This is a genomic window from Mycolicibacterium alvei, from assembly GCF_010727325.1.
Lineage (GTDB): Bacteria > Actinomycetota > Actinomycetes > Mycobacteriales > Mycobacteriaceae > Mycobacterium > Mycobacterium alvei.
Genome location: NZ_AP022565.1, coordinates 1,347,619 through 1,362,683, shown reverse-complemented (window position 1 = coordinate 1,362,683; position 15,065 = coordinate 1,347,619). Strand labels below are relative to the sequence as shown.

Annotated in this window: 17 protein-coding genes and 1 pseudogene; 4 read left to right on the top strand and 14 right to left on the bottom strand. The window is 65.4% G+C overall.

Features of this window, described 5'->3' with window-relative positions; all coding sequences use genetic code 11:
* Positions 1-6 precede the first annotated feature (6 nt).
* The 8 genes from G6N44_RS06490 to G6N44_RS06455 all read right to left on the bottom strand — a co-directional run bounded on the left by G6N44_RS06490 (position 7) and on the right by G6N44_RS06455 (position 5,708).
* Positions 7-1,080, bottom strand: a complete 1,074-nt coding sequence (locus tag G6N44_RS06490) for a zinc-binding dehydrogenase (RefSeq protein WP_163662179.1) — start codon at positions 1,078-1,080, stop codon at positions 7-9.
* Positions 1,077-2,339 carry a sulfotransferase family protein gene (locus G6N44_RS06485; RefSeq protein WP_163662177.1) on the bottom strand — a complete coding sequence of 421 codons (1,263 nt, stop codon included), beginning with the start codon at positions 2,337-2,339 and terminating at the stop codon, positions 1,077-1,079. Before G6N44_RS06485 ends, G6N44_RS06490 begins: the two co-directional genes overlap by 4 nt.
* Positions 2,336-3,412, bottom strand: coding sequence for a DUF1214 domain-containing protein (locus G6N44_RS06480; protein WP_163662175.1), 1,077 nt, complete (start codon positions 3,410-3,412; stop codon positions 2,336-2,338). The genes G6N44_RS06485 and G6N44_RS06480 overlap by 4 nt, the downstream gene beginning before the upstream one ends.
* Entirely contained in the window at positions 3,409-4,020 is a 612-nt protein-coding gene (locus tag G6N44_RS06475) for a TetR/AcrR family transcriptional regulator (RefSeq protein WP_163662173.1), read from the bottom strand. Before G6N44_RS06475 ends, G6N44_RS06480 begins: the two co-directional genes overlap by 4 nt.
* Positions 4,021-4,154: 134 nt before the next feature.
* On the bottom strand, positions 4,155-4,436 hold the full coding sequence (locus G6N44_RS06470) for a hypothetical protein (RefSeq protein ID WP_163662171.1): 282 nt from the start codon (positions 4,434-4,436) through the stop codon (positions 4,155-4,157).
* Positions 4,437-4,627: 191 nt separating this feature from the next.
* Positions 4,628-4,909 carry a hypothetical protein gene (locus tag G6N44_RS06465; protein ID WP_163662169.1) on the bottom strand — a complete coding sequence of 94 codons (282 nt, stop codon included), beginning with the start codon at positions 4,907-4,909 and terminating at the stop codon, positions 4,628-4,630.
* A gap of 95 nt (positions 4,910-5,004) precedes the next feature.
* Positions 5,005-5,265 carry a hypothetical protein gene (locus G6N44_RS29405; protein WP_235682961.1) on the bottom strand — a complete coding sequence of 87 codons (261 nt, stop codon included), beginning with the start codon at positions 5,263-5,265 and terminating at the stop codon, positions 5,005-5,007.
* A 299-nt stretch (positions 5,266-5,564) separates the two neighbouring features.
* On the bottom strand, positions 5,565-5,708 hold the full coding sequence (locus G6N44_RS06455) for a hypothetical protein (RefSeq protein ID WP_163662165.1): 144 nt from the start codon (positions 5,706-5,708) through the stop codon (positions 5,565-5,567).
* A 41-nt stretch (positions 5,709-5,749) separates the two neighbouring features.
* On the opposite strand from G6N44_RS06455, the pseudogene G6N44_RS06450 reads away from it, so the two are divergent.
* Positions 5,750-6,968 (top strand): annotated as a pseudogene (locus tag G6N44_RS06450) (IS3 family transposase).
* A 53-nt stretch (positions 6,969-7,021) separates the two neighbouring features.
* Here G6N44_RS06450 and G6N44_RS06445 read toward each other — a convergent pair.
* Together G6N44_RS06445 and G6N44_RS06435 are read right to left on the bottom strand one after the other, a co-directional pair.
* On the bottom strand, positions 7,022-7,246 hold the full coding sequence (locus tag G6N44_RS06445; protein WP_163662163.1) for a hypothetical protein: 225 nt from the start codon (positions 7,244-7,246) through the stop codon (positions 7,022-7,024).
* 470 nt (positions 7,247-7,716) lie between these two features.
* Positions 7,717-8,580 carry a DMT family transporter gene (locus G6N44_RS06435; protein WP_163662160.1) on the bottom strand — a complete coding sequence of 288 codons (864 nt, stop codon included), beginning with the start codon at positions 8,578-8,580 and terminating at the stop codon, positions 7,717-7,719.
* A gap of 261 nt (positions 8,581-8,841) precedes the next feature.
* On the opposite strand from G6N44_RS06435, the gene thyX reads away from it, so the two are divergent.
* From thyX to G6N44_RS06420, 3 genes are all read left to right on the top strand, one after another.
* Complete coding sequence (thyX, locus tag G6N44_RS06430) at positions 8,842-9,594, top strand: FAD-dependent thymidylate synthase (RefSeq protein ID WP_163662150.1); 753 nt, start codon at positions 8,842-8,844, stop codon at positions 9,592-9,594.
* 77 nt (positions 9,595-9,671) lie between these two features.
* Entirely contained in the window at positions 9,672-10,520 is an 849-nt protein-coding gene (gene dapA, locus G6N44_RS06425) for a 4-hydroxy-tetrahydrodipicolinate synthase (protein WP_235683052.1), read from the top strand.
* Positions 10,520-12,196: a ribonuclease J gene (locus G6N44_RS06420; RefSeq protein WP_163662146.1), complete on the top strand. Its 1,677-nt coding sequence runs from the start codon at positions 10,520-10,522 to the stop codon at positions 12,194-12,196. The genes dapA and G6N44_RS06420 overlap by 1 nt, the downstream gene beginning before the upstream one ends.
* On the opposite strand, the gene G6N44_RS06415 is transcribed toward G6N44_RS06420, so the two are convergent.
* The 4 genes from G6N44_RS06415 to G6N44_RS06400 all read right to left on the bottom strand — a co-directional run bounded on the left by G6N44_RS06415 (position 12,193) and on the right by G6N44_RS06400 (position 15,007).
* Positions 12,193-12,627, bottom strand: a complete 435-nt coding sequence (locus G6N44_RS06415) for a hypothetical protein (RefSeq protein ID WP_163662144.1) — start codon at positions 12,625-12,627, stop codon at positions 12,193-12,195. The genes G6N44_RS06420 and G6N44_RS06415 overlap by 4 nt on opposite strands.
* A 241-nt stretch (positions 12,628-12,868) precedes the next feature.
* Complete coding sequence (locus tag G6N44_RS06410) at positions 12,869-13,738, bottom strand: SAM-dependent methyltransferase (protein WP_163662142.1); 870 nt, start codon at positions 13,736-13,738, stop codon at positions 12,869-12,871.
* Positions 13,735-14,562, bottom strand: coding sequence for a mycofactocin-coupled SDR family oxidoreductase (locus G6N44_RS06405; RefSeq protein ID WP_163662140.1), 828 nt, complete (start codon positions 14,560-14,562; stop codon positions 13,735-13,737). The genes G6N44_RS06410 and G6N44_RS06405 overlap by 4 nt, the downstream gene beginning before the upstream one ends.
* Before the next feature lie 127 nt (positions 14,563-14,689).
* Positions 14,690-15,007 (bottom strand): putative quinol monooxygenase, encoded by a 318-nt coding sequence (locus tag G6N44_RS06400; protein WP_163662138.1) that lies wholly within the window; start codon positions 15,005-15,007, stop codon positions 14,690-14,692.
* Positions 15,008-15,065 lie beyond the last annotated feature (58 nt).

Genomic DNA, 15,065 nt, shown 5'->3' with positions numbered 1-15,065 from the left:
GCGGGGTCAGTCGTGTGCGCCGGTAGTCACCACCAAACGTCCGGTGGTCTCGCGGGCAGCCATCCGCGCCAGTGCCTGTGGCAGTTGGTCCCAGGCCACGTTGTCGCCCACCACGGTCTGGAGCCGGCCGGTACGCATCAGCTCGAGAATCCGCACGTGGGCATCGAGGCCCTCGGAGCGGGCGGGCCAGTTGAACCCGAGGGTGCGGCGGACGGCCAGCGGATCGGTCACATAGACCAGACACACCCCGCACACGTCGAAGTTGCCGTAGGCGATCGGACGCGGCGAGATGTAGTCGCCATCCTCCAGTGCGATGTCCTCGGCGAACCCGGCCATCAGGTGGCGGCCGTTGAATCCCATGCAACGGAACGTATCCGTCGTCACGCTGCCGCCCACCGCGTCGAACGCGACGTCCACACCGTGGCCGTAGGTGAGGTCCATGACTTCATCGACCCAGCCGCTGTTGCGGTAGTTGACAACATGGTCGGCACCCAGCTTCCGGCAGAACTCGAGCTTCTCGTCGCTGCCGGCGGTGGCGATCACCCTGGCGCCCAGTGCCTTTCCGAGAACCAGAGCGCCCGACCCGGTGCCGCCGGCCGCCGCGTGCACCAGCAACGTCTCGCCGGGCTTCAACCGGCCGCGTTCGCGTAGTGCGAACCAGCCCAGATGGAACGGGTAGTGCAGGGCGGCGCCGTCGACGTCGCTGACCCAGTCCGGCAGATCGAGCACTGTCGCGGCGTCGACGATGGCGTAGGACGCATACCCACCGAACGCCATCACCGGGATCCCGACGACGCGGCGGCCGACCAGGTGTTCGGCGCCCAGGCCCGCGCTCTCGACCACGCCGACCGCTTCCATTCCCGGTACGAACGGCGGCTGCAGCGGCAGCGTGGTGTAACGCCCCTTGATGATGTCGATGTCGTTGAAGTTCAGGCAGAACGCGCGGACCGCGACGCGGACTTCGTTGGGGCCGGGTGCCCGCACCTCCACGATTTGGCGTTCCAGTACCTCGGTGGGCTCGCCGAGCGCGGTGGCCACCCAGGCTTCCGCCGAGATAGGCTGTGGTGCTGGGTGATTCACTTGTCCTCCGTGGTGGTGAGAAAGCGTTCCCGGTAGGCGCGGAACCGCTCGGCCAGGGCGGCCGGATCGAGGTCCAGGTCGGCCGCGTCGTAGATGACGCCCCCGTAACGTCCGCGGGGGTGTTCGGTGAGAAAGTCGCTCATCGCGGCGCGGACGTCGTCGCCGAAAGGCTGGTCGGCGAGTCGGTAGATGTCGGCCAGGGTGGCCCGCTCGTCGGCCATGAAGTCGTCGAACCGGACGTCGATGGATTGCCCGGCGGGCAGCGCATCGCGATCCCGGATACAGCCGGCGAGCAGATCGTCGATGCGGTTCAGCCAGTGGCCGGTCAGCTTCGCCACATCGGGACGGGTCACCGCCATCCGCGTCGCGTAGCAGATCATCGTCATCATCGACAGGGTCACCTCGACCGGATCACGATGGGTGACAATGAAAGTCGCATCGGGGAAGGTGGCGGCCAGGGTGGGGAACTGCTCCAGGTGCTGGGGTGATTTGAGTACCCAGCGGGACCCGCCGCGCAACCATTGCATCGCCTGCAGACTGCGCTTGAGGTACGCGTAGGACGCCGACTGGTCGTGTGCCTTGTAGTGGGTGACGAAACTCGGCACGTAATAGGTGGTTTCGAACAGCATGCCGGAGATGTCGTTGGCCAGGAGCTGGATCTCCTCGTGGGCATGTTCAACGGTCATGTCATGCATCCGCCGAAACTCCGGCAGTGAGGTATTCACCAGTTCCAGGCCGGCGCCGCATCGGTCCCGGCGCGGTTGTGGGCTGTCCTCACCCGGGCCCGGCAGCGGTTCGAGGCTCTCCCAGTAGGGCAGATGGCGCAGTGCGGGGTCCGCGGCGAGCAGGTTGTGTAGGTGCGTGGTCCCGGTTCGGGGCAGGCCACAGATGATGATCGGCCGCTCGATCTCGATGCCCTCGATCTCGGGATGGTCGGCGATGAGCGCCTCCAACCGCAACCGGTTGACGAGGTTGCCCACCAGTTGCTCGAACACGATGCCCAGTCCGGTGTCGGACAGACCCGCCTCGTCACGCAGTGCGGCGCAGAGCACGTCGAGACGTTCCCGGAATGCCGGGTCGCCGAAATCGTCCAGACCGGTCCGCTCGGCGGCGGCCGTCAGCAGCGCTTCCGGGTTCAGCTCGAGATTCGCTGCGTAGGCGGCCAGTCCGTCGCGGATCGGTTGGGCTGCCGGGGGATACACCGGGTTGGCCAGGTCGTCGAACCGGATCGGCGCGGGACGTTGGGTGCTGGTGGTCACAGGGCGCCCACCTCGGCGACATCGACGACGCGGCACTGGGGGTGCGCGGGGGTTTCGTCGGGCAGGAACCAGCGCAGCCAGATCAGGCCCTTGGACCGGCCGGCCGTCGAGACCCAGTTCGGGTGTCCCGGGTCCTTGTCGCTGACGACGATTCGCCACGAGCCGTCCGGTTCGTAGGTGACGTGGGCGCCGTTGATGGTGACCCGCTCGTGGGTGTAGTCGTAGGTGTGCAGGAACGGGTTCCACAGGCACAGGTTCCAGAACACGCACTCCGGTGAGGTGCCCTCGATGACCAGGGCCTGATCCGGCGCGAGTTCGTAGGCGCCCATCGCATAGGCCGCATCGGCGGCCGACCATCCGTAGGCGTTCTGCGGGACGGGGAACGGAGGGTGCAACTGGTTGGCGGGCTCCACCTTGGTGGGTAGGAACGAAACCTGCTCGTGCAACCAGTTCTTGGCGTACTCGAATCGGCGGGCCAGTTCGGCTGCACTGTCCGAGCGCCGGGCCGGCGGATCGAGCGCCTCGATCCGCCATGTCGGTCGACGGTCGGTGGTGGGATCGTTGAGATAGTCACGGGTCAAAGCGAATTCAGCATCGGTGTCCAGTTTGAGCCAGGCGCCCGGGTGGGAATCGGGGCTCATGATGAACTCGAAGTTCCCGTCCTCGTCAAAGTCCAGGCCACGGTTGTTGATGGTGCCGACGATGCGATCGCTGTAGCGACCTTCACCCGGCCCGCCGTACACCGTCATCGACAGGTACACCGCATCGCCGCGGTTGCCGGTGACGCGGTAGGTGCGGGCTGGATTCAGTGGTGCCAGTTGGTAGAAGGCATCGGAGTTGTCGCCGCCCCATTTGAGGTACGGGCTGATGACGTCGACCAGGATCGGCTTGTCCCGGTCACCCCACACGTAGGCGTCGACCGCGACCCGCAGCACGCTGAAGGCCAGGCGGTACCCGTCGAGCAGGTCGGGTTCGCTCAGTGCGGGTTCGGCGGTGAGCAGTTTCTGCTCGATACCTCGCAGCTCGTCGAGCAGCGCGTTGAACGCTGCGGACAGCTCGGCCCTGTCGGTCATGGATGGTCCTTCCGTGGCGGTTGGGTACGTCCGGCCCCTTCGATCAGCAAGGAGCACAATCGATCTGCGGTGTCGTCGATATCGACATCGGGTTCCATGTGGGCGGTGTAGAACGCGGTGCCGATCAACGTCTGGTAGACCATCTCGACGTCGACATCGGGACGGACTCGGCCCTGCTCCACGCCCGAGGCGACCAGGGAGCGGAAGGCGCCCTTGGTCTGCTCGTCGAGCAGTTGCTGGGTCTTGATGTGGAGTGCCCGGTCGCGGCGGCGTTCGGTCAGGATGCCGAGTGCGGCGGCCTCGACCACTGGATCGCGCCAGAAGGTGAGCACCGCGGACGTGAAACTCCGCAGGTCGGCCTCGAAATCTCCGGAGAGTGAAAGGAGTTCGCCACCGGGGGCTTGGTCGAAGGCGGCATCGAAGACCAGGTGGGTTTTCGAGGGCCAGCGCCGGTAGATGGTCGGCCGACTGACGCCGGCCTCACGGGCGATGGCCTCGATGGACAGCTGGTCGTAGCCGTTGCGTGCCAGCAGGTCACGGGTGGCGCGCATGATGTCGCGCTGAGTTTGTGGATCACGCGGCCGTCCCGGGCCTGTGAGCGAGGACACACCATTAAGTTACGATGCGTCACGTAATTAGGTCAAGGGTCGATTTTGCGCGACAGCTCGTGGTTTTCGACACCCGGGTCGTGGTGGTCGTCGAACAGCAGCCCGGGGGTCGAAAACGGCGCGGTGAAGGTGGGTCAGATCATCTGCAGGGCGGCCAGGCAGACGTCGGTCGAGGCGAAGGCATGGTCGGGCTTGACGCGTTTGTGGGGGACGCCGCCGCGTCGTCTTTCGGAGAAGACGATGCGACCGTCGGGGCTGAACCCGATTTCCAATTCCGTGACCACGCCGGTGGCGCTGAGCAGTGGGTGTTCCCACACCATGGTCCGGTACTCCGCATTGGGGCCACTGTCGAAGATCAGGTCCCAGTCTTTCTCGTTGGCGCGTTCGCGGACCAAGTCCAGCATCTCGTAGTGCATATCGTTCCTCTGTCGCTCTGCGGTGCGTATCTGACTGTGGGTAGGTCAAGTTTGGTTGAAGCGGCATCCGGCGTCTGTCCGCTGATCGGTCTACCGCCGGACGACCTGTCTATCCACCGATCGGGGGACGGTGAGGTGGACGAAATGGTCGCTGCCCCTCGATCAGCGACCATTTCGTCGGCCTGGGTGGCTCAGATCATCTGCAGCGCTTCGAGATAGACCTCAGTTGAAGCGAATGCATCGGCGGACTTGATGCACTTGTGGGTGATGCCGCCCCGGCGTCGCTCGGAGGAGACGATCCGGCCGTCCGGGCTGAACACGATCTCCAGTTCCATTGCCGGACCGGCCGCGCCCAGCAGCGGGTGGTCCCACACCATGGTGCGGTATTCCGCGCTGGGGCCGCTGTCGAAGATCAGGTCCCAGTCTTTCTCGTTGGCGCGTTCGCGGACCAGGTCCAACATCTCGTAACGCATGATCGTTCCTCTCGTGACTACTGCCGTCGTTCGCTCTGGTTCAGATATGGTGCGCTGCAGGGCCATTGGCGGTGGTCTTGATGCTCGCAGCACGGTCAGCGCCCAGGGAGGATCTGCGTGACGGTGGCTTGCAGGTCAGCACCTTCCGGGCCGGAAATGCCGGTCTCCCGGTCGAAGGTCGCCGTTCCGTCGGCGTCGATGGTGAAATTGCCGACCTGATCCTGATCGCCACCGGTCACCTTGAAGACCACGGTCGTCTTCTCCGGCAGCGGTTTTGGGCTCACGTATTGCGGGTTGATGGTGTAGCGGTAATTGCAGCCGGCCGAGCCGTAACATTTCTGCTCGGTGACGACCACGCCGATGACGAAATCGGATGGAGTGGGTGGCAATGCGGCCGGGGACGGTGTCGACGACGACCCGGCATCCCACCGCGGTGTGTCGGTGGGATTCGTAGAGACGCGGTCCGGCGATACACAACCAGCCAGGGTGATCATGCTTGCGGCGGCAATGATGGCGCCGGCGAATCTGCGTAGCATCGAAGAGCCTTCCTTGTCAGGTGGTAGGCGCCGGTGGCGGGGCAGGGTCCAAGCTGTGAACCCGCCGCCCGGTGTCCGGGGAACAGGACAGTAAAGACGAAGGGTCCGACAAGTCCGGATCAGGACGCGGCGGCCACCTCGGTGACCTCGTCACCGGGTACCTCGGACAGCGCACTGAGTGCATCGGTGGGCAGCCTGATCCGCCCCGGCGTGTCTGGAGAGTTCTTCCGTTGGGAAGGATGGGCACGTGGGATCGAAGTCATCGAGGCGGTATCCAGACGAGCTGAAGGTGCGGGCGGTGCAGATGGTGGCCGATCTGCGCAGCGAGACAGTTTCGGAGTGGGAGGCGATGGGCCGGGTTGCTGACCTGCTGGGCGTCGGTACTGCCGAAACGGTGCGCAAATGGGTTCGCCAGGCTGAGATCGACGCCGGCTCTCGGGCGGGGCAGACCAGCGAGGAATCCGAGGTCCTGCGCAAGCTGCGCCGGGAGAATGCCGAACTCAAGCGGGCCAACGCGATCTTGAAGGCGGCCTCGGTTTTCTTCGCCGCCGAGCTCGACCGGCCCTCTCAGTAGTCGTGGAGTTCATCAGCGCCCACCAGCACATGCGGGTGGGCGTTGATGGTCTCAAGTGGGGTGTCGAGTCGATGTGCGCTGTGCTTTCCGAGTACGGCGTCACGATCGCCCCGTCGACGTATTACGCCCACCGCGCCCGTCAGGGCCCTCGAAAGCCGACTGGGCCGATGCGCAGGTGATCGATGCGATCTGGCAGCTTCGCCAATCGCAGAGTCTGTACCGAGTCCTGGGCGCTCGTAAAACATGGATTGTATTGCGCACCAATGGTATCGACGTATCGCGCTGTGTCGTGGAACGGGTCATGCGGGAGATGGGTTGGCGGGGTGCGTGCAAGCGCCGGCGGGTGCGCACCACCGTCGCCGATCCGGCAGCGACGCGAGCCCCGGATCGGGTCCGGCGTAATTTCGTCGCCGGTGCGCCTGACCGATTGTGGGTGGCCGATTTCACCTACTGCCGGACTCGTGCCGCCTACACGGCGTTCGTCACCGATGTCTATGCCCGCAAGATCGTGGGTTGGAAGGTGGCTACCGAGATGACCCAGAAGCTGGTGACCGATGCGATCGACCACGCTATCGACACCAGAAAGCGTTCGGGTGCAGCATCTTTGGATTCACTTATCCACCACAGCGACGCGGGCTCGCAATACACCGCGGTCGCGTTCACCGAACGTCTGGCCGCTGAGGGGATCCTGCCTTCAGTCGGATCCGTCGGGGATAGTTTCGATAATGCTCTGGCCGAATCGGTGAACAGCAGCTACAAGACCGAACTCATCGACCGCCAGCCGCTCTATCCCGGTGCCACCGAACTGGCGCTGGGGACCGCCGAATGGGTGGCCTTCTACAACCGTCAGCGACCCAACGGCTACTGCCAGGACCTGACCCCCGATCGGGCCGAAGCGCTCTACTACCATCGCCAACGGCACCCTCATGCCGAGGAGGCACTCAGATAAGAGAACCTCCCGACATGCCGGGGCGGATCAGCCTGCTGAACGTGGACTTGGCCTTAAAGAATTCCCAGCGTGCTCGCCACGAGGAAGGCGGGTAGATAAATGAGGAGTGAGAGCGGTCCGGCCAACGTTCCGATGAATATCCCGCGACCGACCTGCCCGGCCCTTTCGGTCCGCCGCGCGACTATGGCGCTCACCGCCAATGTGAGCAGGAAGAACGGGGCGAGGAAAAAGATCACCACGACGATCCACGGAAGACAGATCCACGTTAAGAAGTCCACCAAAAGAATGGTTGTTAGTGCAGCCGAGAAGCCGGCTGGACCGTATCGCCCCTCAACGGCGTCGGCTGTTCCATCGCCACTCACCATCGGATGATCCAGAAGCCGTAGACAATTCCGCCCAGGGCGACGACGGCCGATGAGCCCGCGATACCGATGGCGAGTCCGTGCGCACGCGACGACCGAGAGGTTAGAAGTGGAATAGCGGCCAGCGTGGCTGCCAGTGTTGTGACTGATGCGATGACCAGGAAGAGTGGGAAGCCATGCAGCTCAAAGGGTTGTCTGCCCAATAGCCGCCACAGGGCAAACATCACGCCCAAGATCAGTTGGGTAGTGAACGGTGCCGCCCATGTGGCTGTGGACCAGACCCGGGTGTCAAGATCGCTCAGGCGTGCGAGCATTGGCAAAGGTCTACTTCCTCTCCGGTCATACTTGCGTTCCTCCACGCTGCATCGCAGGCGGACGTGTGGCGTCTACGAACTCTTCGCCCGCTCGTACTCGGCGGCGCTGGAGAACGCGAGCGCCACGGCGCCGGCGACGGCTGCGATAAACGCGACGGCCACCAGCCAGCCGTAGCCCGGCCGCGAGGCGTCGCCCAGCAGAACCACGCCCACGATGCCGGGCACCACGGTTTCGCCGACCACCAGCGCCGCGGCGACACCGTTGACCGACCCGACCTGCAGGGCAACGGTGAACAGGTAGAAGCCACCGAGACCGGCGACCAGAACGGCCCACGTCGCCGGATCGGCAAGGAGCACCTTGGGATTCAGCGGGTCGAGGCCGTCGACGACGCGAATTGCCACCGCCATCTCCCCATAGAGCACGCCGGCGATCAGACCCGCAGGTACGGCAGCCTTCCTCCCGAGGAGGCGGACCAGCGCCACACCCAGGCCCAGAATGATCGCCGACCCTGTCAGCACACCCCAATGCATGAGCGCGCCGGGATCGTGGTCGCCCAGCCGACCGGCAGTGGCTCCCAGGATGCACAGCGCCGCAAGAACTATGGCGATCGCGGTCCAATCACGCCGATGTAGCCGGACATGGAGCACGAAGATGCTCAACACGGCGGTCACCACCAGATTGGCGCTCATGATCGTCTGCGACAGGAACAGCGGGATCAACCGGGCGGAGACCAGGCTGCCCACGAAGCCGAGAAGGTCGAGCGCCATTCCCGCGATGAAGATCGGGGCGAGCATCGCGGTGACCGTCGACCGCATGGTGGGGCCGCGCTCGGGCGTGATGCCGTCAACGGAATGGCCCGCGGCATAGGACTGCAGCACCGACGCGGTCCCATAGCCGAGACACGCCAGCAGCGCGGCGGCCACGCCGATCAGCACTGCGAACCGGTGTGGGGTAGCGGTGCGAACGGGACAGCGCCGGACATCAGGTGATTGTAGGAGCGTGGCCCGGCGGGCTTGGGTGAACGGCCGCCGTTTTCCACCGCAGGGTCGTGAGTCTGGCCGAACCACAGCCCAGGGGTAGAAGTCGGCGCGCTGTGGAGGGGTTATGTGGAGGGGTTAGGAGCGTGGCGCGCTGTGGAGGGGGAGAAGTCGGCGCGCTGCTTCGGCCCGTCGACGGCTCGACAGTAGGGTGGGCGGGTGGCCGAGATCGCGCCGCTGCGCGTGCAGCTGATCGCCAAGACGGAATTCCAGGCACCGCCTGACGTGCCGTGGAGCACCGATGCCGCGGGCGGGCCTGCGCTCACCGAGTTCGCCGGCCGGGCCTGCTACCAGAGTTGGTCGAAGCCCAATCCGAGGACGGCGACCAACGCGAGCTACATCCGTCACATCATCGACGTCGGGCATTTCTCGGTGCTCGAACACGCCTCGGTGTCCTTCTACATCAGCGGTATCTCGCGGTCGGCCACCCACGAGCTGATCCGGCACCGGCACTTCTCCTACTCGCAGCTCTCGCAGCGCTATGTGCCGGAGAACGACGCCGAGGTGGTCGTGCCACCCGGATTCGAGGACGACCCGGAGTTGGTGGAGCTGTTCACCACCGCGGCCGACGCCAGCCGGGCCACCTACACCGAACTGCTGGCACGCCTGGAGGCCAAGTTCGCCGACCAGCCCAACGCTCTTTTGCGCCGCAAGCAGGCCAGACAGGCCGCCCGGGCGGTGCTACCCAATGCCACCGAGACCCGCATCGTGGTGACCGGCAACTATCGCGCCTGGCGCCATTTCATCGCGATGCGGGCCAGTGAACACGCCGATGTGGAGATCCGCAGGCTGGCGATCGCCTGTCTGCGTGAGCTCGTGGAGGCGGCTCCGGCGGTGTTCTCCGATTTCGAGATTTCGACGCTGGCGGATGGTAGTGAGGTAGCTACCTCCCCGCTGGCGACGGAGGTTTGAGACCACCGGGTAATCTTTGGCGCGTGAGTACGAGCGGAATCGATGTAACGGCGCAGTTGGGCACGGTGTTGACCGCAATGGTGACGCCGTTCAAGCCCGACGGCTCGCTCGATCTCGATGCTGCCGCCCGTCTGGCCAATCGCCTGATCGACACCGGCTGTGATGGCCTGGTGCTCTCGGGTACCACCGGTGAGTCGCCGACCACCACCGATGACGAGAAGCTGGCGCTCCTGCGCACCGTGCTGGAGGCCGTGGGGGACCGGGCCCGCATCGTTGCCGGCGCCGGCAGCTACGACACCGCGCACAGCGTGCACCTGGCCAAGGCCTGCGCGGCCGAGGGTGCGCACGGCCTGCTCGTGGTGACCCCGTACTACTCGCGGCCCCCGCAGGCCGGCCTGCTTGCGCACTTCACGGCCGTGGCCGACGCCACCGACCTGCCGAACCTGCTCTATGACATCCCGCCGCGGTCCTCGATCCCGATCGCCTGGGAGACCATCCGCGCATTGGCCGGGCACCCCAACATCGTGGGCATCAAGGATGCCAAGGGCGATCTGCACGGTGGCGGCCAGATCCTCGCCGAGACCGGGCTGGCGTATTACTCCGGCGACGACACGTTGAACCTGCCCTGGTTGGCCATGGGCGCGGTCGGCTTCGTCAGCGTCTGGGGCCACCTGGCCGCGGGTCAGTTGCGGGATATGTTGACCGCGTTCACTTCCGGCGATGTCGCCACGGCCCGCAAGATCAACGTCTCATTGGCTCCGCTGGCCCGCGCCCAGGCGCACCTCGGCGGCGTCACCATGTCCAAGGAGGGTCTGCGGTTGCAGGGATTCGATGCCGGCTTGCCACGGCTGCCGCAGATCCCCGCCACTCCCGCCGAGATCGAGGCGCTGGCCGCCGATATGCGTGCAGCAGCGGTGTTGCGATAGTGAGCACCGAACTCGCACCCCCCAAGCCCCTTGCCACCGGCGGTCTGCGAGTCACCGCGCTGGGCGGAATCAGCGAAATCGGCCGCAACATGACGGTCTTCGAGCACCTGGGCCGATTGCTCATCGTGGACTGCGGGGTGCTCTTTCCCGGGCACGACGAACCCGGCGTCGACCTGATCCTGCCGGACCTGCGGCACGTCGAGGACCGTCTCGACGACGTCGAGGCGCTCGTCGTCACCCATGCCCACGAGGACCACATCGGGGCGATCCCGTTCCTGCTCAAGCTGCGTCCGGATATTCCGGTGGTCGGCTCGAAGTTCACCATCGCGCTGATCCGCGAGAAATGCCGAGAACACCGGATCAAGCCGGTATTCGTCGAGGTCGCCGAACGGCAGAGCAGCCAGCACGGAGTCTTCGAATGCGAGTACTTCGCGGTCAACCACTCGATCCCGGGTTGTCTGGCCGTCGCGATCCACACCGGCGCAGGCACTGTCCTGCACACCGGTGACATCAAGCTCGACCAGCAGCCGCTCGACGGCCGTCCCACCGACCTACCGGGTATGTCGCGGCTCGGCGATGCCGGCGTCGACCTGTTCCTGTGTGACTCGACCAATTCCGAACACCCGGGTGTCAGCCCGTCGGAGAGCGAGGTCGGCCCGACGCTGCATCGGCTGATCCGCGGTGCCGAGGGCCGGGTCATCGTCGCCTGCTTCGCCTCGAATGTCGATCGCGTGCAACAGATCACCGATGCGGCCGTGGCGCTGGGCCGGAAGGTTTCGTACGTCGGACGGTCGATGGTGCGCAACATGGGCATCGCCCGCGAGCTGGGCTACCTGAAGGTCGACGATTCCGACATCCTCGACATCGGTGCGGCCGAGATGATGCCGGCCGAGAAGGTCGTGCTGATCACCACCGGAACGCAGGGCGAGCCGATGGCCGCGCTGTCGCGGATGTCGCGCGGCGAGCATCGCAGCATCACGCTGACCGCGGGCGATCTGATCATCCTGTCCTCGTCGCTGATCCCGGGCAATGAGGAAGCGGTCTACGGCGTCATCGACGCACTGGCCAAGATCGGTGCCCGCGTCGTCACCAACGCCCAAGCGCGCGTTCATGTTTCCGGCCACGCCTATTCGGGTGAGCTGCTGTTCCTCTACAACGGGGTGCGGCCCCGCAACGTGATGCCGGTGCACGGCACCTGGCGGCACATGCGTGCCAATGCGGCGCTGGCCGCCAGCACCGGGGTGCCGCAAGAAAACATCGTGCTGGCCGAGAACGGCGTAAGTGTGGACCTGGTGGCCGGTAAGGCCTCCATCTCCGGTGCAGTACCTGTCGGCAAGATGTTCGTCGACGGTCTGATCACCGGGGATGTCGGCGACGCCACGCTCGGTGAACGCCTCATCCTGTCCTCGGGTTTCGTGGCGGTGACGGTCGTCATCCACCGCGAGACCGGAAAGCTCGCCGCGCCGGCGCATCTGCATTCCCGGGGGTTCTCCGAGGATCCGAAGGCGCTGGAGTCGGTCGCCCGCAATGTCGAGCGGGAGTTGGAAAGCCTTGCCGCCGATAACATCACCGACCCGAACCGGATCGCCCAGGCCGTCCGGCGCACCGTGGGCAAGTGGGTGGGCGAGACCTATCGACGCCAGCCGATGATCGTCCCGACCGTCATCGAGATCTAACCGAGTAGCAGGGCTCCGCCGACCAGCAGCGCGATCACCTTGATGAGCTCGAACCCGACGTAGTAGTAGTGCGCCTGCGAACGTGAATCCGCCTCTTCGCCCGGGGCCACGGCGAGTACAGCGTTAGAACGCTGAATCAGCTTGGGCCGCACCGCGATCAATTGCACCGCAAGGGCCACGAGGGCGATCGCGAAGGCCGCGATCACGGCGGGTGACGGACGGTCGATGGCGAATATCACGATGAGGACGACGGCGAATACGGTCTCCACCGCGTTGAGCGCGCGGAAAACCCTGCGCCCGATGCTGAGTCCGATCTGCAACGTCACGCCCGGGGCTTGGAACTTCAGCGGCGCCTCGATGAACGAGATCGCCAGCACCATCCCCAGCCAGCAGAAGGCAACCGCGACCGCGACAGCCAGACCGGCATTCATCACATACCTCCCATCGAGCCGACTTCTCGGCCAATTTTGCAGCCAACAGGCTCCTGCCGGCTTGCCGAAACCACCCGCGTCCACCCGAGGTGGATCGGCGTGGTGATCATGGTTAGAGTTTATACAAGAACATGTTGTAGAAACTAGGGCCAGGCATGCGACCGGCGTTGAAAGGGATCTGTCCGATGGCTGAAGACCTTGCGGGGCGTGACGACACCGAACTCGACGTGCTGGTTGCCTGCTAGCGCTTTTCGGCGTAAACGGTCCATTCCACCTGTGAGGCGGTCAGCTTCCGGCCGGACGGTGCAATGTAGTGCGAGGTGAGGTACTCGGGCCCAGCCTGTTCGATCAACTTCCAGCCGTAGGGCTCGATGAACGACGCCACCTGGTCTGGGTCCAGCCCGAACTGCCACAGCCGGCTACGAACGCGGAACCGCCGATACAACGATTCGGCCCCGTAGCGGTTGGTGCCGTCGATGAAATCACTGCGGACGTAGGTGAATGCCAACCGGCTTCCCGGTGCCGCCGAATGCAGGAACTCGAACGTCGACCTGACACCGTCGGCGGTCAGATACTGCGTCACGCCTTCCCAGACGAAGAAGGTGCGGTGTTCACCGCGGTGGCCGTGCCTGGCGAGTTCGGCGGCCAGATCGTCATGTTCGAAATCCACCGGCACCAGGTGCACCGAGCTGGGCACGGGTCCCAGCGTGCGGTGCACCACTGAGCGTTTGCGCTCGATATTGACCGGCAGGTCCACCTCGAACACCGGGATCGCACTGTGCCGGGCCAGTCGGTAGGCCTTGGTATCCAGACCGGCGCCGAGAATCACCACGGCGTCGATATCCGACAACGCCTGCGTGAGCTTGTCGCCGAGGTAGCGCTTGCGACAGGCCAGATTCGCCCATAACCCCGGGCCCGAGCGTTCGGTGGCCCGGACCAGAAGCCGGCGGACGACCGACCAACGCGTGGCGCGGGTGAAGGCCCGCACCCCAGGCGGCAGGAACGACAGCGCCATGTCGTCGTCGACCAACCGTCGCTGCACCGGCTCGTACTGCTCGACGGCGGCCAGCACCATCGGGCCGACGGCGGTTGCGGCGACGGGGTTGCTCATCGTTTGTTGACGATGCCAGCATCGACCGGAAGTGTCACACCCGTGACGTAACGCGCCTGATCCGACACCAGCCAGGCCACCGCATTGGCGATGTCCTCGGCCTGTACCACCTGCACGGGAAGTGCGTTGGCGAAATCGGTTGGCGCGTTGAGTTCCTCGGCGATGTGTTTCAGCCACCCGCGGGTGAACTCGTTGTTGATCATCGGTGTGTCCACCCCGGTGGGGTGGATGGTGTTGACCCGAATGCTGTGGGGAGCAAGGAAGTTGGCGTAGGCCCGCATCAGCCCGACCACACCGTGCTTGGCCGCGGTGTAGCCCAGTGAGCCGCGGTCGCCGCCGCCCACGCCGATCAGTCCTGCCGCCGAGCTGATCAACACGATCGACCCGCCGTCACCCTGGGCGACCATGATCGGAATCGCCGCCTCGACGGTGTGGTGTACGCCGGTCAGGTTCACGTCGACGACGTCGCGCCAGCCGTCGGGGCCCGATTGCATCGGGGCGATCCCGGCGTTGGCGACGACGATGTCGAGCCGGCCGAACCGGTCCACCCCGGTCTGAAGCGCCGCCTGCAGAGCCCGCTCATCACGGACATCGGCCTGTGCGGCCACGATCCGGCCACCCGCTTCCTCTACGAGCTTGACCGTGGCGGCCAGATCATCGGGCGTGGCCAGGGGATAGGGCACCGATTCGATCTGTTCGCACAGATCGATCGCGATGATGTCGGCCCCGTCGGCGGCCAGTCGCAGGGCCTCGGCCCGCCCCTGGCCGCGCGCGGCGCCGGTGATGAAGGCGACCTTCCCGGCCAGGGGAGCGTTCGTGGGCATCAGTGCATTCTCTTCTTCGCGCAAGCGCTCATCAGTGCGTTCTCTTCTTCGCGCAAGCGCTCATCAGTGCGTTCTCTTCTTCGCGCAAGCGCTCATCAGTGCGTTCTCTTCTTCGCGCAAGCGCTCATCAGCCGGCCCGCAGCTGTCCTTTGCCGGGATCACCCGCGACGACGGGTTGCAACATTTTGATATCGGGGGCGCCGTCGAGCAGCTCGCCGATCGAGCCGAACAGGGCGCCGATCGCCGGAGCGGTGCTGTGGGCCTTGAGGGCATCGGCGTCGGCCCACTGCTCGACGAAGACGAAGGTGCCGTCGGCCTCATGCAGCGAATACAGCTGGCAACCGGGCTCCTCGTGGACGGCTGCGACCGCGTTGGTGCAGGCCTCGCGCACAGCGTCGACGGATTCGGGCTTGGCCTTCATGGTGGCGACGACGACAACAGGCATAGGTGCAGAACTCCTCGATGAGTGCCGAAACTGGACGAGTGTCCACCCTAAGCGATGA